Here is a 17,099-nt window from a genome sequence, read left to right as displayed (position 1 = left end):
GCATGCCGATTCACCTCGAATGTCTGTCGCATACGCCGTTGCATGGCTATTTCGATCCGCTGCCTGACGTGGTGGCGGAAGTCGAACGGGTCGGCCGCGCCGCGCGCGAACGCGTGGAAGCCTTCAACCCGGACGTGATCGTTGCGTTCGCACCGGATCACTTCAACGGTTTCTTCTACGACGTGATGCCGCCGTTCTGCATCGGCGCGCGTGCCGAGGCCATCGGCGACTTCAAGAGCATGGCCGGTACGCTGCCGGTGCCCGAAGCGCTTGCGCACAAGCTCGCCGAAAGCGTGCTCGCCGCCGATATCGACGTGGCGCTCTCGTACCGCATGCAGGTCGATCACGGCTGCGCGCAGGCGCTGGAAGTGCTCACGGGCGCTCTCGACCGTTATCCGGTGATTCCGGTGTTCATCAACTCCGTGGCGCCGCCCATGGCGACGCTGCGCCGCGCACGACTGCTCGGCGACGCGATTGGCCGCTTCTTCTCGCGAAGCGACACGCGCGTGCTCGTCGTGGGCTCGGGCGGCATTTCGCACGAGCCGCCGGTGCCGGAGCTGTTCGGCGCGACACCGGAAGTGGCCGAACGTTTGATCGCGGGCCGCAATCCCTCGGCGGATTCGCGCGCGGCACGTCAGGCGCGCACCGTGGCCGCGGCGAAATCGTTCACGGCGGGCGACAGCCATCTGCATCCGCTCAATCCCGAATGGGACCGCGCGTTCCTCGCGCGCCTTGCATCGGGCGAGTTGACTTCCGTGGACGGCATGACGAACGCGGCTATCACGCGTGACGGCGGCAAGTCGGCGCACGAGATTCGCACGTGGGTCGCGGCATTCGGCGTGCTGGCCGCTTACGGCCCGTATCGCGCTTCGCTCGACTACTACCGCGAAATTCCCGAGTGGATTGCGGGTTTCGCCACCATGCATGCCACGCCCGACGCGGCTTGATAGGACAGTACGGACTCCGGAGAATCAACATGTCAGAACCGAAACTCGTCGCGGCCCTGGCCGCGCGCCTCTACGAAGCCGAAGCCTCGCGCAAGGTGATCGAGCCGGTGCGCGGCGAGATCGCCCTGGACGATATCGCCACCGCCTACGCTGTCCAGCAAGCCAACGTCGATCTGCGCGTGGCGACCGGCGAGCGCATCGTGGGCCGCAAGATCGGTCTCACGTCGCTTGCGGTGCAGAAGCAACTGGGTGTCGATCAGCCTGACTTCGGCGCGCTGTTCGCGTCGATGGCTTACGGCGACGCGCAAGCGATTCCACTCTCGCAACTGATCCAGCCGAAGGTGGAAGCGGAAATCGCGCTCGTGCTGGAGCACGACCTCACGTTCGAAAAGCACACCTTCGTCGATATCCTGCGCGCCAGCGCCTATGCGCTCGCAGCCATCGAGGTGGTGGACAGCCGCATCCAGAACTGGGACATCCGCTTCGTCGATACGGTGGCCGACAACGCCTCGAGCGCGCGCTTCGTGGTGGGCAGCCGCCCGGTGCCGCTCTCGCAGATCGACTTGACAGGGTGCGCGATGGAACTCTCGCGCGACGGCGAAGTGCTCTCGCGCGGCAACGGCGCCGCCTGTCTCGGCAACCCGCTCAACGCCGCCGTGTGGCTCGCCGACCGCATGGTGCAGCTCGGCACGCCGCTGCGTGCGGGCGACGTGGTGCTTACGGGTGCACTCGGACCCATGGTCGCCGTGAAGGAACCCGGCACGTACACCGCGCAGATCGAAGGCCTCGGCAGCGTTCGCGCGACTTTTTCCGCCTGATACAGGAATTCATATGGCTTCCGAAAAACTCAAGGTTGCGATCATCGGCTCCGGCAACATAGGCACGGATCTGATGATCAAGATCATGCGCAACAGCAAGCATCTGGAGATGGCGGCGATGGTCGGCATCGACCCGAACTCCGATGGTCTCGCGCGCGCCGCGCGGCTTGGCGTCGCGACCACGCATGAAGGTGTCGAAGGCCTTACGCGCCTGCCGGTGTTCAACGACATCGACTTCGTGTTCGATGCGACTTCCGCCGGCGCGCATGTGAAGAACGACGCGCTGCTGCGCACGCTCAAGCCGTCGATCCGCATCATCGACCTGACGCCCGCAGCCATTGGCCCGTACTGCGTGCCGGTCGTGAACCTCGACGCACACATCGAAGCGACGAACGTCAACATGGTGACGTGCGGCGGCCAGGCCACGATTCCGATGGTTGCGGCCGTGTCGCGCGTCGCGAAGGTCCACTACGCGGAAATCGTCGCCTCGATCAGCAGCAAGTCGGCGGGCCCCGGCACGCGGGCCAACATCGACGAATTCACCGAGACGACGTCGAAGGCGATCGAAGTGGTGGGCGGTGCGGCGAAGGGCAAGGCCATCATCGTGCTGAATCCGGCCGAGCCGCCCGTCATGATGCGCGACACCGTTTATACGCTCTCCGAGATGGCCGACCGCGAGAAGGTCGAGCAGTCCATCGAGGAGATGGTCGCGAAGGTGCACGCGTACGTGCCGGGCTATCGCCTGAAGCAGAAGGTGCAGTTCGACGAGATTCCCGCGAACGCGCCCCTGAATAATCCGGGCCTCGGCAAGTTCAGCGGTCTGAAGACCTCGGTGTTCCTCGAAGTGGAAGGCGCCGCGCACTATCTGCCCGCTTACGCAGGCAATCTCGACATCATGACTTCCGCCGCGCTCGCCACCGCCGAACGCATGGCGCAGACGCTTCTGAGCGTGGAGGGATAAGACCGTGAGCAAGAAACTCTATATCTCCGACGTGACGCTGCGCGACGGTAGCCACGCCATCCGCCATCAGTACTCGATCCAGAACGTGCAGGACATCGCCCGCGCGCTGGACAAGGCGAAAGTGGACAGCATCGAAGTCGCGCACGGCGACGGCCTGCAAGGCTCCAGCTTCAACTACGGCTTCGGCGCGCACAGCGACCTGGAATGGATCGAGGCGGTGGCCGACGTCGTCACGCACGCGCAGATCGCCACGCTGCTCCTGCCCGGCATCGGCACGATTCACGACCTGAAGGCCGCGTACAACGCTGGCGCGCGCATCGTGCGCGTGGCCACGCACTGCACGGAAGCCGACATTTCGAAGCAGCACATCGAATACGCGCGCGAACTGGGCATGGACACGGTTGGCTTCCTGATGATGAGCCATATGACCACGCCGGAAAACCTCGCCGTCGAAGCGAAGAAGATGGAAAGCTACGGCGCGACCTGCATCTACGTGGTGGATTCGGGCGGCGCACTCACGATGAACGACGTGCGAGACCGTTTCCGCGCAGTGAAGGCCGTGCTCAAAGCCGAAACGCAGACGGGCATGCACGCGCACCACAATCTCTCGCTGGGCGTGGCGAACTCGATCGTGGCGGTGGAGGAAGGCTGCGACCGCGTCGATGCGTCGCTCGCGGGCATGGGCGCAGGTGCAGGCAACGCGCCGCTCGAAGTGTTCATTGGCGCTGCGGAACGCATGGGCTGGAACCACGGCACCGACCTCTACACGCTGATGGATGCCGCCGACGACATCGTGCGCCCGCTGCAGGACCGCCCGGTTCGCGTGGACCGCGAAACGCTCGCGCTCGGCTATGCAGGCGTGTATTCGAGCTTCCTGCGCCACTCGGAAGTGGCCGCGAAGAAGTACGACCTGAAGACGGTGGATATTCTCGTCGAACTGGGCAAGCGCCGGATGGTGGGCGGCCAGGAAGACATGATCGTCGACGTGGCGCTCGATCTGAAGAAGCGCCAGCAAGCATTGCAGCCCTGATCAAGCACGCCGCGCATCGCCTTCGGGTGGTGCGCGGCGTTGCCACTTATAGCCGCCGGAAAGAGTGGCTCGCATATACCTATGGAGACTTTTTATGACGTCGCGAAACAGTAGTGCTGGAGGAAGTGGAACGAGCAGCAAGGCAACCATCGCCCTGTGTCTGGCGATTGCGCTGCTCGAAGGGTTGGACCTGCAATCGGCGGGCGTAGCCGGGCCGCGCATGGCGAAAGAGTTTCATCTCGCCGTCGCGCAAATGGGCTGGGCGTTCAGCGCGGGCGCGATCGGCCTGCTGCCGGGCGCGGCGCTGGGCGGGCGGCTTGCCGACCGCTTTGGCCGCAAGCGCGTGCTCATGTGGTCGGTGGCGCTGTTCGGGCTTTTCTCGCTCGCCACGACCATGGTGTGGAATTTCGAGAGCCTGCTCGTCGTGCGTCTGCTCACGGGTCTCGGTCTCGGTGCGGCCATGCCGAACCTGATCGCGCTGTGCTCGGAGGCAGCGGGCGAGCGGCAGCGCAGCACGGCAGTGGGCGCGATGTACTGCGGCATGCCGTTCGGCGCGGCGATTGCCGCCGTCATCGGCATGCTCGGCACGGGCGACGCAAGCTGGCGCCACGTGTTCTATGTTGGCGGTCTCGGCCCGATCGTGATGGTGCCGCTGCTTGGCCTGTTCCTGCGCGAGTCGCAGCAGTTCGTCGCCGCGCAGGCTTCGAAGGTCGTGCAGGAAGGCGCGCCGAGCGTGTCCCAAGCGCTCTGGCAAGAAGGCCGCGCGCGTACCACCATCGCGCTGTGGATCAGCTACCTCGGCACCTTGATCGTGCTGTACTTCCTGATGAACTGGCTGCCCTCGATGGTGCTCGCACGCGGCCTCACGCGCGTGCAGTCGAATCTCGTGCTGATGCTGTTCAACATCGGCGGTGGCATCGGCGCCGTTGCGATCGCAACGATCATGGATCGCTTCGGCCGCCGCGGCACGGTGATCGGCATGTACATCGGCATCGTGGTGGCGCTCACGGTGCTCGCAAGCGCGGGCGGCGCAAGCTCGACGGCCGTAGGCGGCCTGCTGTGCGGCTTCTTTATCGTGGGCGGCCAGTCGGTGCTGTACGCACTCGCGGGCCATGCGTACCCCACGGAAGTGCGCGGCACGGGTGTGGGCGCGGCAGTGGCCGTGGGGCGTCTGGGGTCGATTCTCGGGCCGCTCGTGGCGGGTCAGCTGTTTGCACTCGGCCAGAGCCCGTCGATGCTGGTGGGCTCGAGCATTCCGCTCGTCGTGATCGCGGCGCTTGGCGCGCTCAGCGTGGTGGGTGCTTTCAGGCAGCGCAGCGCGTTGGGCGCACAGGGCGCATGAATGTGAAGGGGAGAAGGCATGCGCCTTCTTCCGCATGGGTTAATACGTTTTAAAGGATGGTCATCGTGACGGATACGGCACAAGCAATCACCGAAGCCTCGACGAGCAGGTTCGCGCGCGTGAAGGACGGCGAGGTCGAGTTCCAGATTCACTACAACGACGCAGGCGCTGGCGCCGAAACCGTCGTGATGCTGCACGGCTCGGGTCCGGGCGCGAGCGGCTGGGCCAACTTCAACCGCAACGTCGAACCGCTCGTCGCGGCCGGCTACCGCGTGATCCTGATGGACTGCCCGGGCTGGAGCAAGAGCGACCCGATCGTCTGCACGAGCTCGCGCTCGGACCTGAACGGCCGCGTGCTCAAGGGCCTGCTCGACGTGCTCGACATCGAGCGCGTGCATATTCTCGGCAATTCGATGGGCGGCCATAGCGCCGTTGCGTTCGCACTGGCGAACCCGCAACGCGTGGGCAAGCTCGTGCTGATGGGCGGCGGCACCGGCGGCCCGAGCAGCTTCATGCCGATGCCCACCGAAGGCATCAAGCTGCTGCAAGGTCTCTATCGCGATCCGACGATCGAGAACCTCAAGCGCATGATGAACGTGTTCGTGTACGACGCGAGCGCGCTCACCGACGAGCTGATGCAAACGCGCCTCGACAACATGCTCGCGCGCCGCGACCACCTGGAAAACTTCGTGAAGAGCCTCGCGGCCTTCCCGAAGCAGTTCAGCGACTACGGCCCGCGCCTTGGCGAAATCGCCGCGCCCACGCTCGTGATCTGGGGCCGCGACGACCGTTTCGTGCCGATGGACATCGGCTTGCGTTTGCTCGCGGGCATGCAGAACGCGCAACTGCACGTGTTCAACCGGTGCGGCCACTGGGCGCAATGGGAGCACGCGGAAGCCTTTAACCGCATGGTGATCGATTTCCTGAAGCACTAAGACACGAAAGCCCTCGCGGTAACGAAGCGGCACACCTCGCGGTGTGCCGCTTTTTTATTGGCGCGCGCACATTGCGTTTCGAACCGGCTTTTGTGTGACGAAAGCGTGAGCCGATGCGCCATCAACGGTGTGATGTAAAGACAAACCCGTATTAGCGTAAAACGAACCGATTCGCCATTGACAAATTAAACATGCCCCACCTATGATCGGCGTCACTGCCTGGAAATTCGCGAACCACGTGTCCGGGCGAGCCGCGCAAGGCGCGCAAGACGCCGCGCATCGACGGTCTGCCCGGGCCCGCCCAGGTGAACCGGAGTCAAGTTTGGAGACAGGCAGATGCCCCAATCGATTGCCCCGGACCGGCGGTCCGAAGCCGCGCGCGCGTACGCTACGTCCGCGCAGCATTCCTCGCAGCAAGAAGACGCGCTCTATCGCAAGGTCTCCGCGCGCGTCATTCCGTTCCTGTTCGTTTGCTACGTCGTCTCGTTCCTCGACCGCATCAACATCGGCTTCGCGCAGTTGCAGATGAAGCATGACCTGGGGTTCAGCGACGCGATGTACGGCCTCGGCGCCGCCGTGTTCTACGTGGGCTACGTGCTGTGCGAAGTGCCGAGCAACATGCTGCTTGCGCGCTTCGGCGCGCGTCGCACGTTCATGCGCATCATGCTGCTGTGGGGCATTGCCTCCACCAGCATGATGTTCGTGTCGAGCCCCACGCAGTTCTATGCGCTGCGCTTCTTGCTGGGCGTATTCGAGGCGGGCTTCTTTCCCGGCATCGTGCTCTATCTCACGTACTGGTATCCGGCGCGGCGCCGCGCGGCCGTGTTCTCGATCTTCTTCGCGGGCGTGGCGGTGGCGGGCGTGCTGGGCGGCCTCATCTCGGGCTGGATCATGCGCGACATGGCCGGCGTGGCGGGATTCGCCGGCTGGCGCTGGATGTTCCTGATCGAAGGGCTGCCGGCCGTGCTGCTCGGCCTCATGGCTGCGTTCTGGCTCGTGGACGGGCCTGAGAAGGCGCGCTGGCTGACCGATGCGGAAAAGGCCCACCTCCTCGCGCAACGCGACGGCGAAGGCGATCACGCGCATTCCACGCGTTCGTTCGGGGCGGCGCTGCGCAACCCGCGCGTGTATCTGTTCGCGTTCATCTACTTCTCGCTGACCTGTGCGTCGCTCACGCTGAACTTCTGGATGCCGCTCATGATTCGCGACTTCGGGGTGCATGACGTGCTGGCGATCAGCCTCTACACCGTCATTCCGAATGCGGTGGGCGCGGTGGGCCTCATGGGGATCGCGCGCCGCTCGGACCGGCGTGGCGAACGGCGCTGGCACTTCGCGGCTTGCACGATAGGCGGCGGCATTGCCTTGGCGCTGCTCACGCTGCACCTCGCGAGCTTCGCCGCGATGATGGCGATTCTTTCGATCGCTGCGGTGCTGATCTTTGCCGCGTTGCCGATTTTCTGGGCGGTACCTTCGGCGTATCTCACGGGCAAGGCCGCCGCTGCGGGCATCGCGCTTATCAGCAGTATCGGCATTACGAGCGGCATCGTGAGCCCGTGGGCAATCGGGCTCATCAAGACGCATACGGGCAGCATGGATAACGCGCTGTATCTGCTCGCGGCGTTGCTGGTAGCGAGCGGCGCGGCGCTGGTCGCGGGCGTGCCGGCGGTGAAGGCCGGCCGCTGAACTCATTCACTTGCGCGTCGAAAACGTCGGCGGTGCGCCCGGCCGAGCGTCCGCCAGCAGCAACGGCACGCGTATGCAGCGGCCCCGATGCAACCTTGACGTCACGGCTGCCCGGAAAGCTCCTCCAGCAGCCAGTCGCGAAACGCCACCAGCACGGGGTGGCGCTGAGCACGCTCTGGGTAGACGAGGTAATACGAGCGTGAGCTCGGCACCGCTTCGAACGGGCTGAAAAGCCGGCTTTCCTTCAATTCGTCTTCCACCAGCATGCGCGGTACGAGGCCTACGCCGATACCGGCCACGACTGCCTGGATCAAATGCGAGGTCAGTTCGAAACTCGGGCCCGGCCGCAGCGCGTCGTGAGGCAAACCGAAATGCGCGCACCATTCGCGCCATGCGTCGGGAAAGCTGCGCACGCGCAGCAGCGTGAGTCCTTCGAGGGATTCGATGGTTGGCGCGGCGGCCCTGCGCCTCGGTTTTCGCGCGAGGGGCAACGCGGCAGGGTTGCCGACCAGCACGAGCTCTTCCGCATAGAGCCGGTGTGCCGTCACCCCAGGCCAGCGGCCGTCGCCCACCACGATGGCGGCGTCGAGGTCCTGGGTCGAAAAATCGGCGGCCTCGATGCGCGAGTCGAGGTCGATCTGCAGATCCGGGTGCGCCTGATAGAAGCGGTGCAGGCGCGGCAGCAGCCACTTGGCGCCGAATGTCGGCAGGGTCGCCACGCGCAACTGCGTTTTTGGCGCGTTCGAGGTGAGCGCCTGCAGCGTCGCGCTGCGGATCAGCGTGAGCGCGTGCGAGATCTCGGCCATATAGGCGCGGCCGATGTCCGTCGGGATGATGCGCTTGCCCTCGCGCGTGAAGAGCGCGAGATCGAGCATCGCTTCGAGCGCCTGAACCTGGCGGCTCACGGCGCTCTGCGTGAGCGACAGCTCCTCGGCGGCACGCGTGAAGCTCTCATGTCGCGCGGATGCCTCGAACGCGAGCAGCAGCGACATGGACGGCGTGAGCTTGCGGAAATTCATTCATAAACCTCATGATCAACCCAACGAATATACGTTTGCCCGGTGCCGGGCGGGGCGCGACAATCCCTGCCAGAAAGGGAATAGTGCGCCCCAGGCGAGACTTCGAGAACGATATGACAATTGCCCCGCTTCCCATCAGCGAATTCAACCATCCGCTGATCCGTCAATTTTTGCATGAATTGGAGAGGTCGGGTTTCGAAGGCGAGGTGGATGCGACTCACGCGACGCGCACGGTGCTGGCCACGGACAATTCGATCTATCAGCGCTATCCGCAAGCGGCGGTGTTTCCGCGCCACGCGGATGACGTCGCACGCCTCGCGAGCCTGCTCGGACGCGAGGCGTTTCGCGGCGTGGCGGTCGCGGCGCGCGGCGGCGGCACGGGTACGAACGGGCAGTCGCTGACCGAAGGCATCGTGGTCGATATGTCGCGCCATATGAACCGGATCCTCGACATCGATCCGGTTGCGCGCACGGCCAGAGTGGAAGCGGGTGTCGTCAAGGATCAGCTCAATGCCGAACTGAAACGGCACGGACTCTTTTTCGCGCCGGAACTGTCGACGTCGAACCGCGCGACCATTGGCGGCATGATCAGCACGGACGCGAGCGGGCAGGGCAGCTGCACCTATGGGAAAACGCGCGACCACGTGCTCGCGCTGGAAACGGTCCTGGTCGGCGGTGAGCGCCTGTCGAGCGCGCCGGTCGATGAGGCCACGCTCGTGGCGCTCTGTGCGCGCAAAGACAAGGTCGGCGAAGTGTTCCGCACCGCGCGAGACATCAGCGAGCGCGAAGCTGACCTGATACGCGAGCGCTTTCCCAAGCTGAACCGCTGCCTGACGGGTTACGACCTCGCCCATTTGCGTGACGGCGAAGAGCGCTTCGACATCAATAGCGTGCTGTGCGGCTCGGAAGGCACGCTCGGTTTTATCGTCGAGGCGACGCTGAACGTGCTGCCGGTTCCGACGCACGCCGCGCTCGTCAATATCCGCTACGAGAGTTTCATGGACGCCCTGCGCGACGCACGCGCGTTGATGGCCCATCGTCCTCTCTCGATCGAAACCGTGGACTCCACGGTGCTGCGGCTGGCGCGCGAAGATAGCGTCTGGCAAAGCGTGGCCGAATTCTTCCCCGACGACGAAGGCGTCGAAGGCGGGGCGAGCGGTATCAACATGGTCGAATTCAGCGGCGACGATGCGGACGAATTGCGCGCGCGCGTGGCCGCGTTCGCCAAGCACCTGGGCGCCGACGCGAGCGTCAAGCGCCTGGGACATACGATCGCCGAGGGCGAAGCGGCGATCCAGCGCGTCTATACGATGCGCAAGCGTGCGGTGGGCCTGCTGGGCAACGCCCGCGGCGCGAGCCGCCCGCAGCCCTTCGTGGAAGACACGGCCGTGCCGCCCGAAAATCTCGCCGACTACATTGCGGAGTTTCGGGCACTGCTAGACGGTTTTGGTTTGCGTTACGGCATGTTCGGCCACGTCGATGCCGGCGTGCTCCATGTGCGCCCTGCACTCGACATGCGCAATCCCGACGAGGTCGCACTCGTGCGCCCCATTTCGGATGCGGTGACCGCCTTGACGATGAAGTATGGCGGCCTGCTGTGGGGCGAGCATGGCAAGGGCGTGCGCTCGGAGTACGTGCCGGAGTATTTCGGGCCTTTGTATCCTGCTCTGCAGCGTCTCAAGGCGGCATTCGATACGCACAATCAGCTCAATCCCGGCAAGATCGCCACGCCGGCGGGGGCGAGTGCGGCGCTGTTGAAGATCGACGCGACGACGCTGCGCGGCGAACTGGACCGGCGCATAGACGAGCGCGTCTGGCAAGCCAATGCCGACGCCGTTCACTGCAACGGCAACGGCGCCTGCTACAACTTCGACCCGAACGACGCCATGTGTCCGTCGTGGAAAGCCACACGCGAGCGCGTGCATTCGCCGAAGGGCCGGGCTTCGCTGATGCGTGAATGGCTGCGTCGGCAACAGGATGCCGGAGCGGATCTCACGGCTGTGCCAACCGCGGCGGCGTTGCCGGTGCGCATGATCAATAGCCTGCGCAAACGCCAGGGCGAACAAGACTTCTCGCATGAGGTGTATGACGCCATGGCGGGTTGCCTCTCGTGCAAGTCATGCGCGGGGCAGTGCCCTGTGAAAGTGAGCGTGCCCGAGTTCCGCGCTCGCTTTCTGGAGCTGTATCACACGCGCTATTGGCGGCCGCTGCGCGACTATTTGATCGGCGCACTTGAATTCACGGTGCCGCGCGTAGCGGCGGTGCCTGGAGCCAGAAGCGTGTACAACGCGGTGATGGGCGCGGGTCCCGTCAAGTCGCTGCTTGCGCGTCGCCTGGGACTTGTTGATAGCCCGTTGTTGAGCCCGGTGTCATGGCGTGGCGCGCTGCGCCGCTCGGGAGCGGAGGTCGCGACGCCCGAACGCCTCTCGATGCTCGGCGTTGCCGAGCGCCAGCAAAGCGTGATCGTGGTGCAGGACGCGTTCACGCGCTACTTTGAAACGCCGGTCGCCGCCGCGTTTCTGGAACTCGCCGCGCGGCTCGGGTTCAAGGTCTTCGTCGCGCCTTATCTGCCGAACGGCAAGCCGCTGCACGTGCAGGGGTTTCTGCCGCAGTTTCGCCGGGCAGCGCAGCGCAATGCGGCGCAACTGACCGCGCTTGCCAGATCGGGTGTGCCGCTGGTGGGCATCGATCCTGCGATGACGCTCGTGTACCGCCAGGAGTACCGCAAGGTGGAAGGCATCGAAACTGTGCCCGACGTTCAGTTGCCGCAGGAATGGCTGATCGGCGCATTGCGCTCGTGCGCCACAACGCCGCGAGTGTCCGGCTCGTTCAGCCTGCTGCCGCATTGCACCGAGCGCACCAACGCGAGCGCCGCGACGCTCCTATGGAAAGACGTCTTCGCGGCGGCAGGCCTCGCGCTCGCGACGCCGGCCAGCGGCTGCTGCGGCATGTCGGGCACCTACGGCCACGAGGCGCGCAATCGCGCGACCTCGGAAACGATCTTCGAGCAATCGTGGGCGCGGCATGTCGATGCGGCATCGACGGCGACGCAGGGCGCGCAAGAACTGCTCGCGACGGGTTATTCGTGCCGCTGCCAGGTGAAGCGCTTGCGCGGGCGCCAGCTGCGCCATCCCATTCAGGCGCTGCTGGACGCCCTGCGCTGACCGGCGTCAGTAGTTCCAACGGTCGCGGTCGTGCCATTCGCGTTCGCGCCATTCGTGCTCACGACGTTCATGCTCGCGCCATTCGTGTTCCCGCCAACGCCGCGCGCGCCAGTCGTCGTCGCCCCGCCAGTCGGTCTGGACGGGAGCTGCCGCATAGGCCGCGCCTGGCACGCCAACGCCCACGGCCACATCCACGTGGGCCACTGCGGCGGTAGAAGCCGCCAACGCCGTTGCGCCCAGGACCAGGCCGAGAATCGTCCTCTTCATATCGCCACTCCTTCGCACGCTGCGTGCGTTTTTTGATGAGCACGGCTCCGAGTCTAGGCGCCCCCCTCTGACACAGGTGCAACGGCGCTGCGAGATTGGTAACAACGAGTTAAGCACTTGCCGCGTTGTCGCTGGGCAAAGCACATTGCTCAGTACAACGAGGAAATTCGCGTGATGGAGCATGCGGGACTCCGACCCTGGCGTGAGATGGCGCGGGCGCTTGTCATAGGCGGAATCCGGGTACACTCGAAGGCGAATCGCGGTGCGGGTTCTGCCTGTGTCGCGCTCACTCTCCTGCCATTTTTTTGTGCCCGATGCCAAAACGAATCTTGCTGGTCGATGACAACCGCGACGTCGCAGATGCGCTCGCGGCGCTCGTCGAGTTCGAAGGTCATCAAGCCCGATGCGCCGCCGATGGACAAGAGGCCCTGCTCGTTGCCGGGTCGTTCCTTCCCGAGCTCGCTCTCGTGGACTGGAAGCTTCCCGACATGAGCGGCGGCGAACTGGTGGGGCAGCTTCGGCTCAACCCCGCTCTGTCACATACCCGGTACGTTCTGCTATCGGGACACGTCGACCCGGATATCACGGCCAGGGCGGCGGCAGCCGGTTTCGAAAAATGTCTGACGAAACCGGTGCGGCTCGAAGACTTGCTGGCCTGCCTGTGACGCCGCTCTGAGCGACTGCCGCTTTGGCGCCGGCTACCCTTTGTGGCGGTCCAGGCTCCCGTCGGGAGCCGGAACAATAATTGCGCGCAGCGTCTGACTCGTGCGCAGCCTCGAATTTCCACGAGCCTCGCAGTTCCGATCTCCACCAGCGTCTCCTGGGAGCCGAGTCGCGTCATGAACAAGGAAGTTCCACCGCCGATCGCGCGCCCTTTGAACCGCTGGCCGGGCGAAATGACCGAGCGCATCGCCGCATTCGACTGGAGCGACACGGCGCTCGGCCCTCGCGAAACGTGGTCGGCGAGCCTCGTCGCCGCGATCAATATGCTCCTCGCCTCGCCTTCTCCGCTCGTCATGCTTTGGGGACACGAAGGCACGATGGTCTATAACGACGCCTACGCGGTTTTCGCGGGCAGCCGGCATCCGTTCCTGCTCGGCAAACCGGTCGAAACCGGCTGGCCAGAGGTGGCGGCGTTCAACCGCAATGTCGTCGATACGTGCCTCGCCGGCGGAACGCTGGCCTTCCAGGACAAGCAGCTCGTGCTGTATCGCGAGGGGCACGCCGAAGACGTCTGGATGGACCTGAGCTACAGCCCGGTTTTCGAAGATGACGAACGGCCGGCCGGCGTCATTGCGATCGTGTTCGAAACGACCGCGAAAATCCTGGCGGAGAGGCAGCGCAAGGTGGCCGAAGACGCGCTGCTGCAACTGACCCAGACACTCGAGCAGCGCGTCGCCGAGGAAGTGGGGGCGCGCGTGGCAATGGAGGAACGGCTGCGTCAGGCGCAAAAGCTGGAAGCGATCGGCAGTCTCACGGGCGGCGTGGCGCACGATTTCAACAACGTCCTGCAGGTCATCTCCGCCAATCTGCAGCTCATCGAGCTTTCGACGCGCGGCAACGCCGCGCTCGAGCGGCGCGTGGCGGCGGTCAGCAACGCAGTGTCGCGCGGCGCGAAACTCGCCGCGCAACTGCTGGCCTTTGCACGCAGACAACCGCTCGCGCCGGCCGTTCTGAATCCCGTCCGGCTGGTCGAAGGCATCGCCGAGATGCTTCACCGTACGTTGCCGGAGACGATCGAACTCGCCATCGTGCCTGCGCAGGAAAGCTGGAATATCTGCGCCGACCGAAGCCAGCTGGAAAGTGCGCTGTTGAATCTGGTCATCAACTCGCGCGATGCGATCGACGGACCCGGACGCATCTGCGTTTGTCTCGCGAACATCGATGCGGGCAACGACGAACTGGCGCTGCGCGATGGCGTCCCAGCGGGCGAATATGTACGCCTGCAAGTCTCCGACTCGGGAAGCGGTATGCCCGACCACGTGAAAGCGCGCGTGTTCGAGCCGTTCTTCACCACGAAGGCCGAGGGCCAGGGAACGGGACTGGGCTTGAGCATGGTGCACGGATTCGTGGCGCAGAGTTCCGGCCACGTCTTCATCGAAAGCGAAGAAGGCCAGGGCACGACCGTCAACCTCTATTTCCCGCGAAGCCTGGAAGCGGAATACGACGCTTACAAGCCGACCGTTGCGAGACAGGAGCGAGGCGGCGAGACGATTCTCGTCGTCGAAGACGATGCCGACGTTCGCATTGCCGCGATCGAAATGCTGGCCCAGCTCGGCTACAAGGTGGTCTCCGCGCAAGACGGCGAAAGCGCGCTCAAGCTGATCCAGAGCGGCCAGCGCTTCGACCTGCTGTTCACGGATGTCGTGACGCCGGGCACGGTGCGAAGCAGCGAATTAGCTCGTATCGCGAGCGGGCCGCCGTATTACGCCGAAGTCCTGTTTGCCTCCGGCTATACGCGCGACGTGATTTTCCACGACGGCAAGCTCGACGAAGGTGTCGCGCTCATCAGCAAGCCCTATCGATACGACGAGCTTGCCGTTGCGGTACGCAATGCGCTGAACAAGACCGATTGACGCATGGTCAGGGCTTCAGCCCGATCTGCGCGCGTCCGAGCGGCGTCAGGTCTGCCACCGTTGCACGCCCGACGAAATCGACTTCGAAGTGATCCGTCGGGAAATCCGGCGGGCTCTTGCCTTCGAGGAAGTTCGGTAGCTGCCGCGCGAGATACGCGTCGTTCTTGGTGCAGGACGGCGCCGAAGCGATGTACATCACGTTGCTGTAGCCCTTGCCGCGGTGCGCGTCCTCCACGGCATGAATCACGTCGCTATGCCAGAACACGGTGTCGCCCGGTTGCATCAAGGGAATCGAAGAAAGCGCGTGGAAAAGCGGCGCATGATACTCCGGCTTGATCGAGAGCGCACGGCCCGGCATCGCGCCGCACAGGTCGTCGTCGGGGATGTCGTCCTGCAGGGCGCGCAGCAGGATGTAGACCATCGCGTTCGCGATGGGCACGAGTTGCAGCGTGCCGTCGCCGGGGCCTTGCTGCGTGAGCGCCGTCCAGCCCTGAAACGTACGGAACATCGAGCAAACAGCGGGTGACGGAATCTCCTCGACCGCGGTGCGCCACGCCGCATCGAACGCGTCATAGTCGCGCCAGTTTCCGGTGAACACGTGGCGGTAGACCTTGCGGAAGTTCGCTTCGATCCAGCGCTCGACTGAGCCGCCGTCGCAGTGCGCGGAAAGTCCCAGCGACCCGGAGCCGGGCGGCCGGCGGCGCAGCCGGTCTGCATAAACCGGCACGTGATCCGGGTCGAAATGCACGCGGCCTTCGCTCTCGGTACGCCACAGCCGGTTCAGGAGCACGCGCGCCTGCGTGAGTTCCGGCGACTGGCGCGCCAGCACTTGCGGCTTCGACCAGTAGACGCCGTAGATCTGCGGCTTGCTCGAGGCCAACTGGCCGAAGTATTTGTCTTCGGCGCGATGCAGCAGCTTGCGGTCGAGATCGTTGCGCTCGACGTAGTCGGCAATGTCGTTGTCCCACCGCTCCACGAGCGAGCGGTCGAAGACCTTGCGAATGACGCACGCGCCGCGCGCTTTCACGTGCGCGATCTGCTCCGCGCTCACGCGGTTGCCGGCGATGTCCGCGAACGCGATTTCGGGGATGACCGGCTCACCCCGGTCGCGAAGCTGGGCGATGCGATGCGCCTCTTCGTGCATGGCCGATTCGACCTCGGCGAACACGGCCTGATAGTTGGGCAGCATTTCCCGCAATTCCTGCTTGGCCTTGCGGATAGCCGCGGGCAGGTCGTCGATATGCAAAGCCATGTCGTTGTCTCCATCCTGGTGATTTCGAATGATGCGAGCGTACGCCGGCGCAGCTTTGGCCGGTGATATTATCAAGTCAATGTTTTTGTAGATTCGGCCATGAAAGCAGCGTACGAGCACGTCGACTTTGGTAGCCGCTGTTCGGTGCGGGTTTACCACCGGCGCTTGCCGCGCATTCCGTTCGAGTGGCATCACCACCCGGAATACGAACTCACGCTGACGATGAACAGCCAGGGCAAGCGCTATATCGGCGACTCGGTCACCGTTTATGGCGCCGACGATCTCGTCCTGGTCCCGCCGGACATGCCGCACACCTGGTCGTCCAATCGCTCGATCGACCCGGCGGACTCGCAGGTTGCCATCGTCATCTGGTTCGAAGGCGGCTGGGTGCAGCGCCTCGCCGACGTTTGCCCGGAATACGCGAACCTGCGCAACCTGCTGCGCCGCGCGGCCTGCGGACTGGTCTTCGAAGAAGGCGCCGGCGCGCAGATGCGCGGCTATCTGGACCGTCTTTTGTCTGCGGACCCGCGCGGGCGTCTGGCTGCCGTGCTGGAGATCCTCGTCTGGCTGACCGACTTGCCTGCCACCCAGCTGGCGACGCCCAGCGCGTTCGAAGGCCGCGTTGGCGCGTCGTCGGGCTACGAGCCCGAGCAGCTGAACCGGGTGCTTGCGCTGATCGAAACGCAGTTCGCGCAACCCTTGCGGCTGTCGACGCTCGCCAAAGCCGCGGGTCTCTCTGAACGCACGCTGACGAGGCATTTCGTGCAGCACACGGGCGAAAGCGTGGGGCAGTACATCGCGCGGGTGCGAATCGGCCATGCCTGCCGGCTGTTGACCGACACGCAGATGCCCATCTCGGTGATCGCCACCCGCTCGGGGTTTCCCAACGCCGCGAATTTCAACCGGCAGTTCAAGGCCACGAAAGCGTTGACGCCCGTGGCCTATCGACAGCAATTCAAGGGCGCAAAGCTCGACGACGATCATGCTGCGCCGGCCCTGACCGAACGCTCGCCTTCTCTCGAGCCTGCGCGGCGGATGGCGGGCGGCAAGCCCCGGTTGCGACGGGCCTGAGGTCCCGAACGCGCGGTTGGGCGATCGCCAACGG

Annotated in this window: 14 protein-coding genes; 11 read left to right on the top strand and 3 right to left on the bottom strand. The window is 64.9% G+C overall.

What is annotated here, in order from left to right; genetic code table 11:
• The first annotated feature begins 2 nt into the window (after positions 1 to 2).
• From AB4Y43_RS22630 to AB4Y43_RS22600, 7 genes are all read left to right on the top strand, one after another.
• Positions 3 to 947, top strand: coding sequence for a 3-carboxyethylcatechol 2,3-dioxygenase (locus AB4Y43_RS22630; protein ID WP_368728840.1), 945 nt, complete (start codon positions 3 to 5; stop codon positions 945 to 947).
• A gap of 29 nt (positions 948 to 976) precedes the next feature.
• On the top strand, positions 977 to 1,765 hold the full coding sequence (mhpD, locus tag AB4Y43_RS22625; RefSeq protein WP_069261469.1) for a 2-keto-4-pentenoate hydratase: 789 nt from the start codon (positions 977 to 979) through the stop codon (positions 1,763 to 1,765).
• 13 nt (positions 1,766 to 1,778) lie between these two features.
• Complete coding sequence (locus AB4Y43_RS22620; RefSeq protein ID WP_368728839.1) at positions 1,779 to 2,726, top strand: acetaldehyde dehydrogenase (acetylating); 948 nt, start codon at positions 1,779 to 1,781, stop codon at positions 2,724 to 2,726.
• A 4-nt stretch (positions 2,727 to 2,730) separates the two neighbouring features.
• Positions 2,731 to 3,756, top strand: a complete 1,026-nt coding sequence (dmpG, locus tag AB4Y43_RS22615) for a 4-hydroxy-2-oxovalerate aldolase (protein ID WP_368728838.1) — start codon at positions 2,731 to 2,733, stop codon at positions 3,754 to 3,756.
• Between the two features lie 94 nt (positions 3,757 to 3,850).
• Positions 3,851 to 5,098 carry a 3-(3-hydroxy-phenyl)propionate transporter MhpT gene (gene mhpT, locus AB4Y43_RS22610; protein ID WP_368728837.1) on the top strand — a complete coding sequence of 416 codons (1,248 nt, stop codon included), beginning with the start codon at positions 3,851 to 3,853 and terminating at the stop codon, positions 5,096 to 5,098.
• A gap of 56 nt (positions 5,099 to 5,154) precedes the next feature.
• Entirely contained in the window at positions 5,155 to 6,033 is an 879-nt protein-coding gene (locus tag AB4Y43_RS22605; protein ID WP_368616523.1) for an alpha/beta fold hydrolase, read from the top strand.
• 336 nt (positions 6,034 to 6,369) lie between these two features.
• The gene (locus AB4Y43_RS22600; protein WP_368728836.1) at positions 6,370 to 7,716 is read left to right on the top strand and encodes an MFS transporter; all 1,347 of its coding nucleotides are present in this window, start codon (positions 6,370 to 6,372) and stop codon (positions 7,714 to 7,716) included.
• A gap of 101 nt (positions 7,717 to 7,817) precedes the next feature.
• Here AB4Y43_RS22600 and AB4Y43_RS22595 read toward each other — a convergent pair whose 3' ends face one another.
• The gene (locus AB4Y43_RS22595) at positions 7,818 to 8,735 is read right to left on the bottom strand and encodes a LysR substrate-binding domain-containing protein (RefSeq protein ID WP_368728835.1); all 918 of its coding nucleotides are present in this window, start codon (positions 8,733 to 8,735) and stop codon (positions 7,818 to 7,820) included.
• 113 nt (positions 8,736 to 8,848) lie between these two features.
• On the opposite strand from AB4Y43_RS22595, the gene AB4Y43_RS22590 reads away from it, so the two are divergent.
• Positions 8,849 to 11,899, top strand: coding sequence for an FAD-binding and (Fe-S)-binding domain-containing protein (locus AB4Y43_RS22590; protein ID WP_368728834.1), 3,051 nt, complete (start codon positions 8,849 to 8,851; stop codon positions 11,897 to 11,899).
• Between the two features lie 6 nt (positions 11,900 to 11,905).
• Here the strand turns inward: AB4Y43_RS22590 and AB4Y43_RS22585 are convergent, their stop codons facing one another.
• Positions 11,906 to 12,166, bottom strand: a complete 261-nt coding sequence (locus AB4Y43_RS22585) for a hypothetical protein (protein ID WP_368728833.1) — start codon at positions 12,164 to 12,166, stop codon at positions 11,906 to 11,908.
• A 329-nt stretch (positions 12,167 to 12,495) separates the two neighbouring features.
• Here AB4Y43_RS22585 and AB4Y43_RS22580 point away from each other — a divergent pair, with 329 nt between their 5' ends.
• Both AB4Y43_RS22580 and AB4Y43_RS22575 read left to right on the top strand, forming a co-directional pair.
• Positions 12,496 to 12,831 (top strand): response regulator, encoded by a 336-nt coding sequence (locus AB4Y43_RS22580; protein WP_069261462.1) that lies wholly within the window; start codon positions 12,496 to 12,498, stop codon positions 12,829 to 12,831.
• A 174-nt stretch (positions 12,832 to 13,005) separates the two neighbouring features.
• Positions 13,006 to 14,742, top strand: a complete 1,737-nt coding sequence (locus AB4Y43_RS22575) for an ATP-binding protein (protein WP_368728832.1) — start codon at positions 13,006 to 13,008, stop codon at positions 14,740 to 14,742.
• Between the two features lie 7 nt (positions 14,743 to 14,749).
• Here the strand turns inward: AB4Y43_RS22575 and AB4Y43_RS22570 are convergent, their stop codons facing one another.
• A complete protein-coding gene (locus AB4Y43_RS22570; RefSeq protein ID WP_368728831.1) occupies positions 14,750 to 15,994 on the bottom strand; it encodes a DUF1479 domain-containing protein in 1,245 nt (414 codons plus the stop codon).
• Between the two features lie 99 nt (positions 15,995 to 16,093).
• Between AB4Y43_RS22570 and AB4Y43_RS22565 the strand changes: the two genes are divergently transcribed.
• Positions 16,094 to 17,065, top strand: a complete 972-nt coding sequence (locus AB4Y43_RS22565) for a helix-turn-helix domain-containing protein (protein WP_368728830.1) — start codon at positions 16,094 to 16,096, stop codon at positions 17,063 to 17,065.
• The last annotated feature ends 34 nt before the right edge of the window (positions 17,066 to 17,099 follow it).

Source organism: Paraburkholderia sp. BR10872 (genome assembly GCF_040965835.1).
GTDB classification, from domain to species: Bacteria; Pseudomonadota; Gammaproteobacteria; order Burkholderiales; family Burkholderiaceae; genus Paraburkholderia; species Paraburkholderia nodosa_A.
The sequence above is the reverse complement of the archived record's forward strand: the minus strand, read 5'-3'. Positions and strand labels throughout refer to the sequence as shown.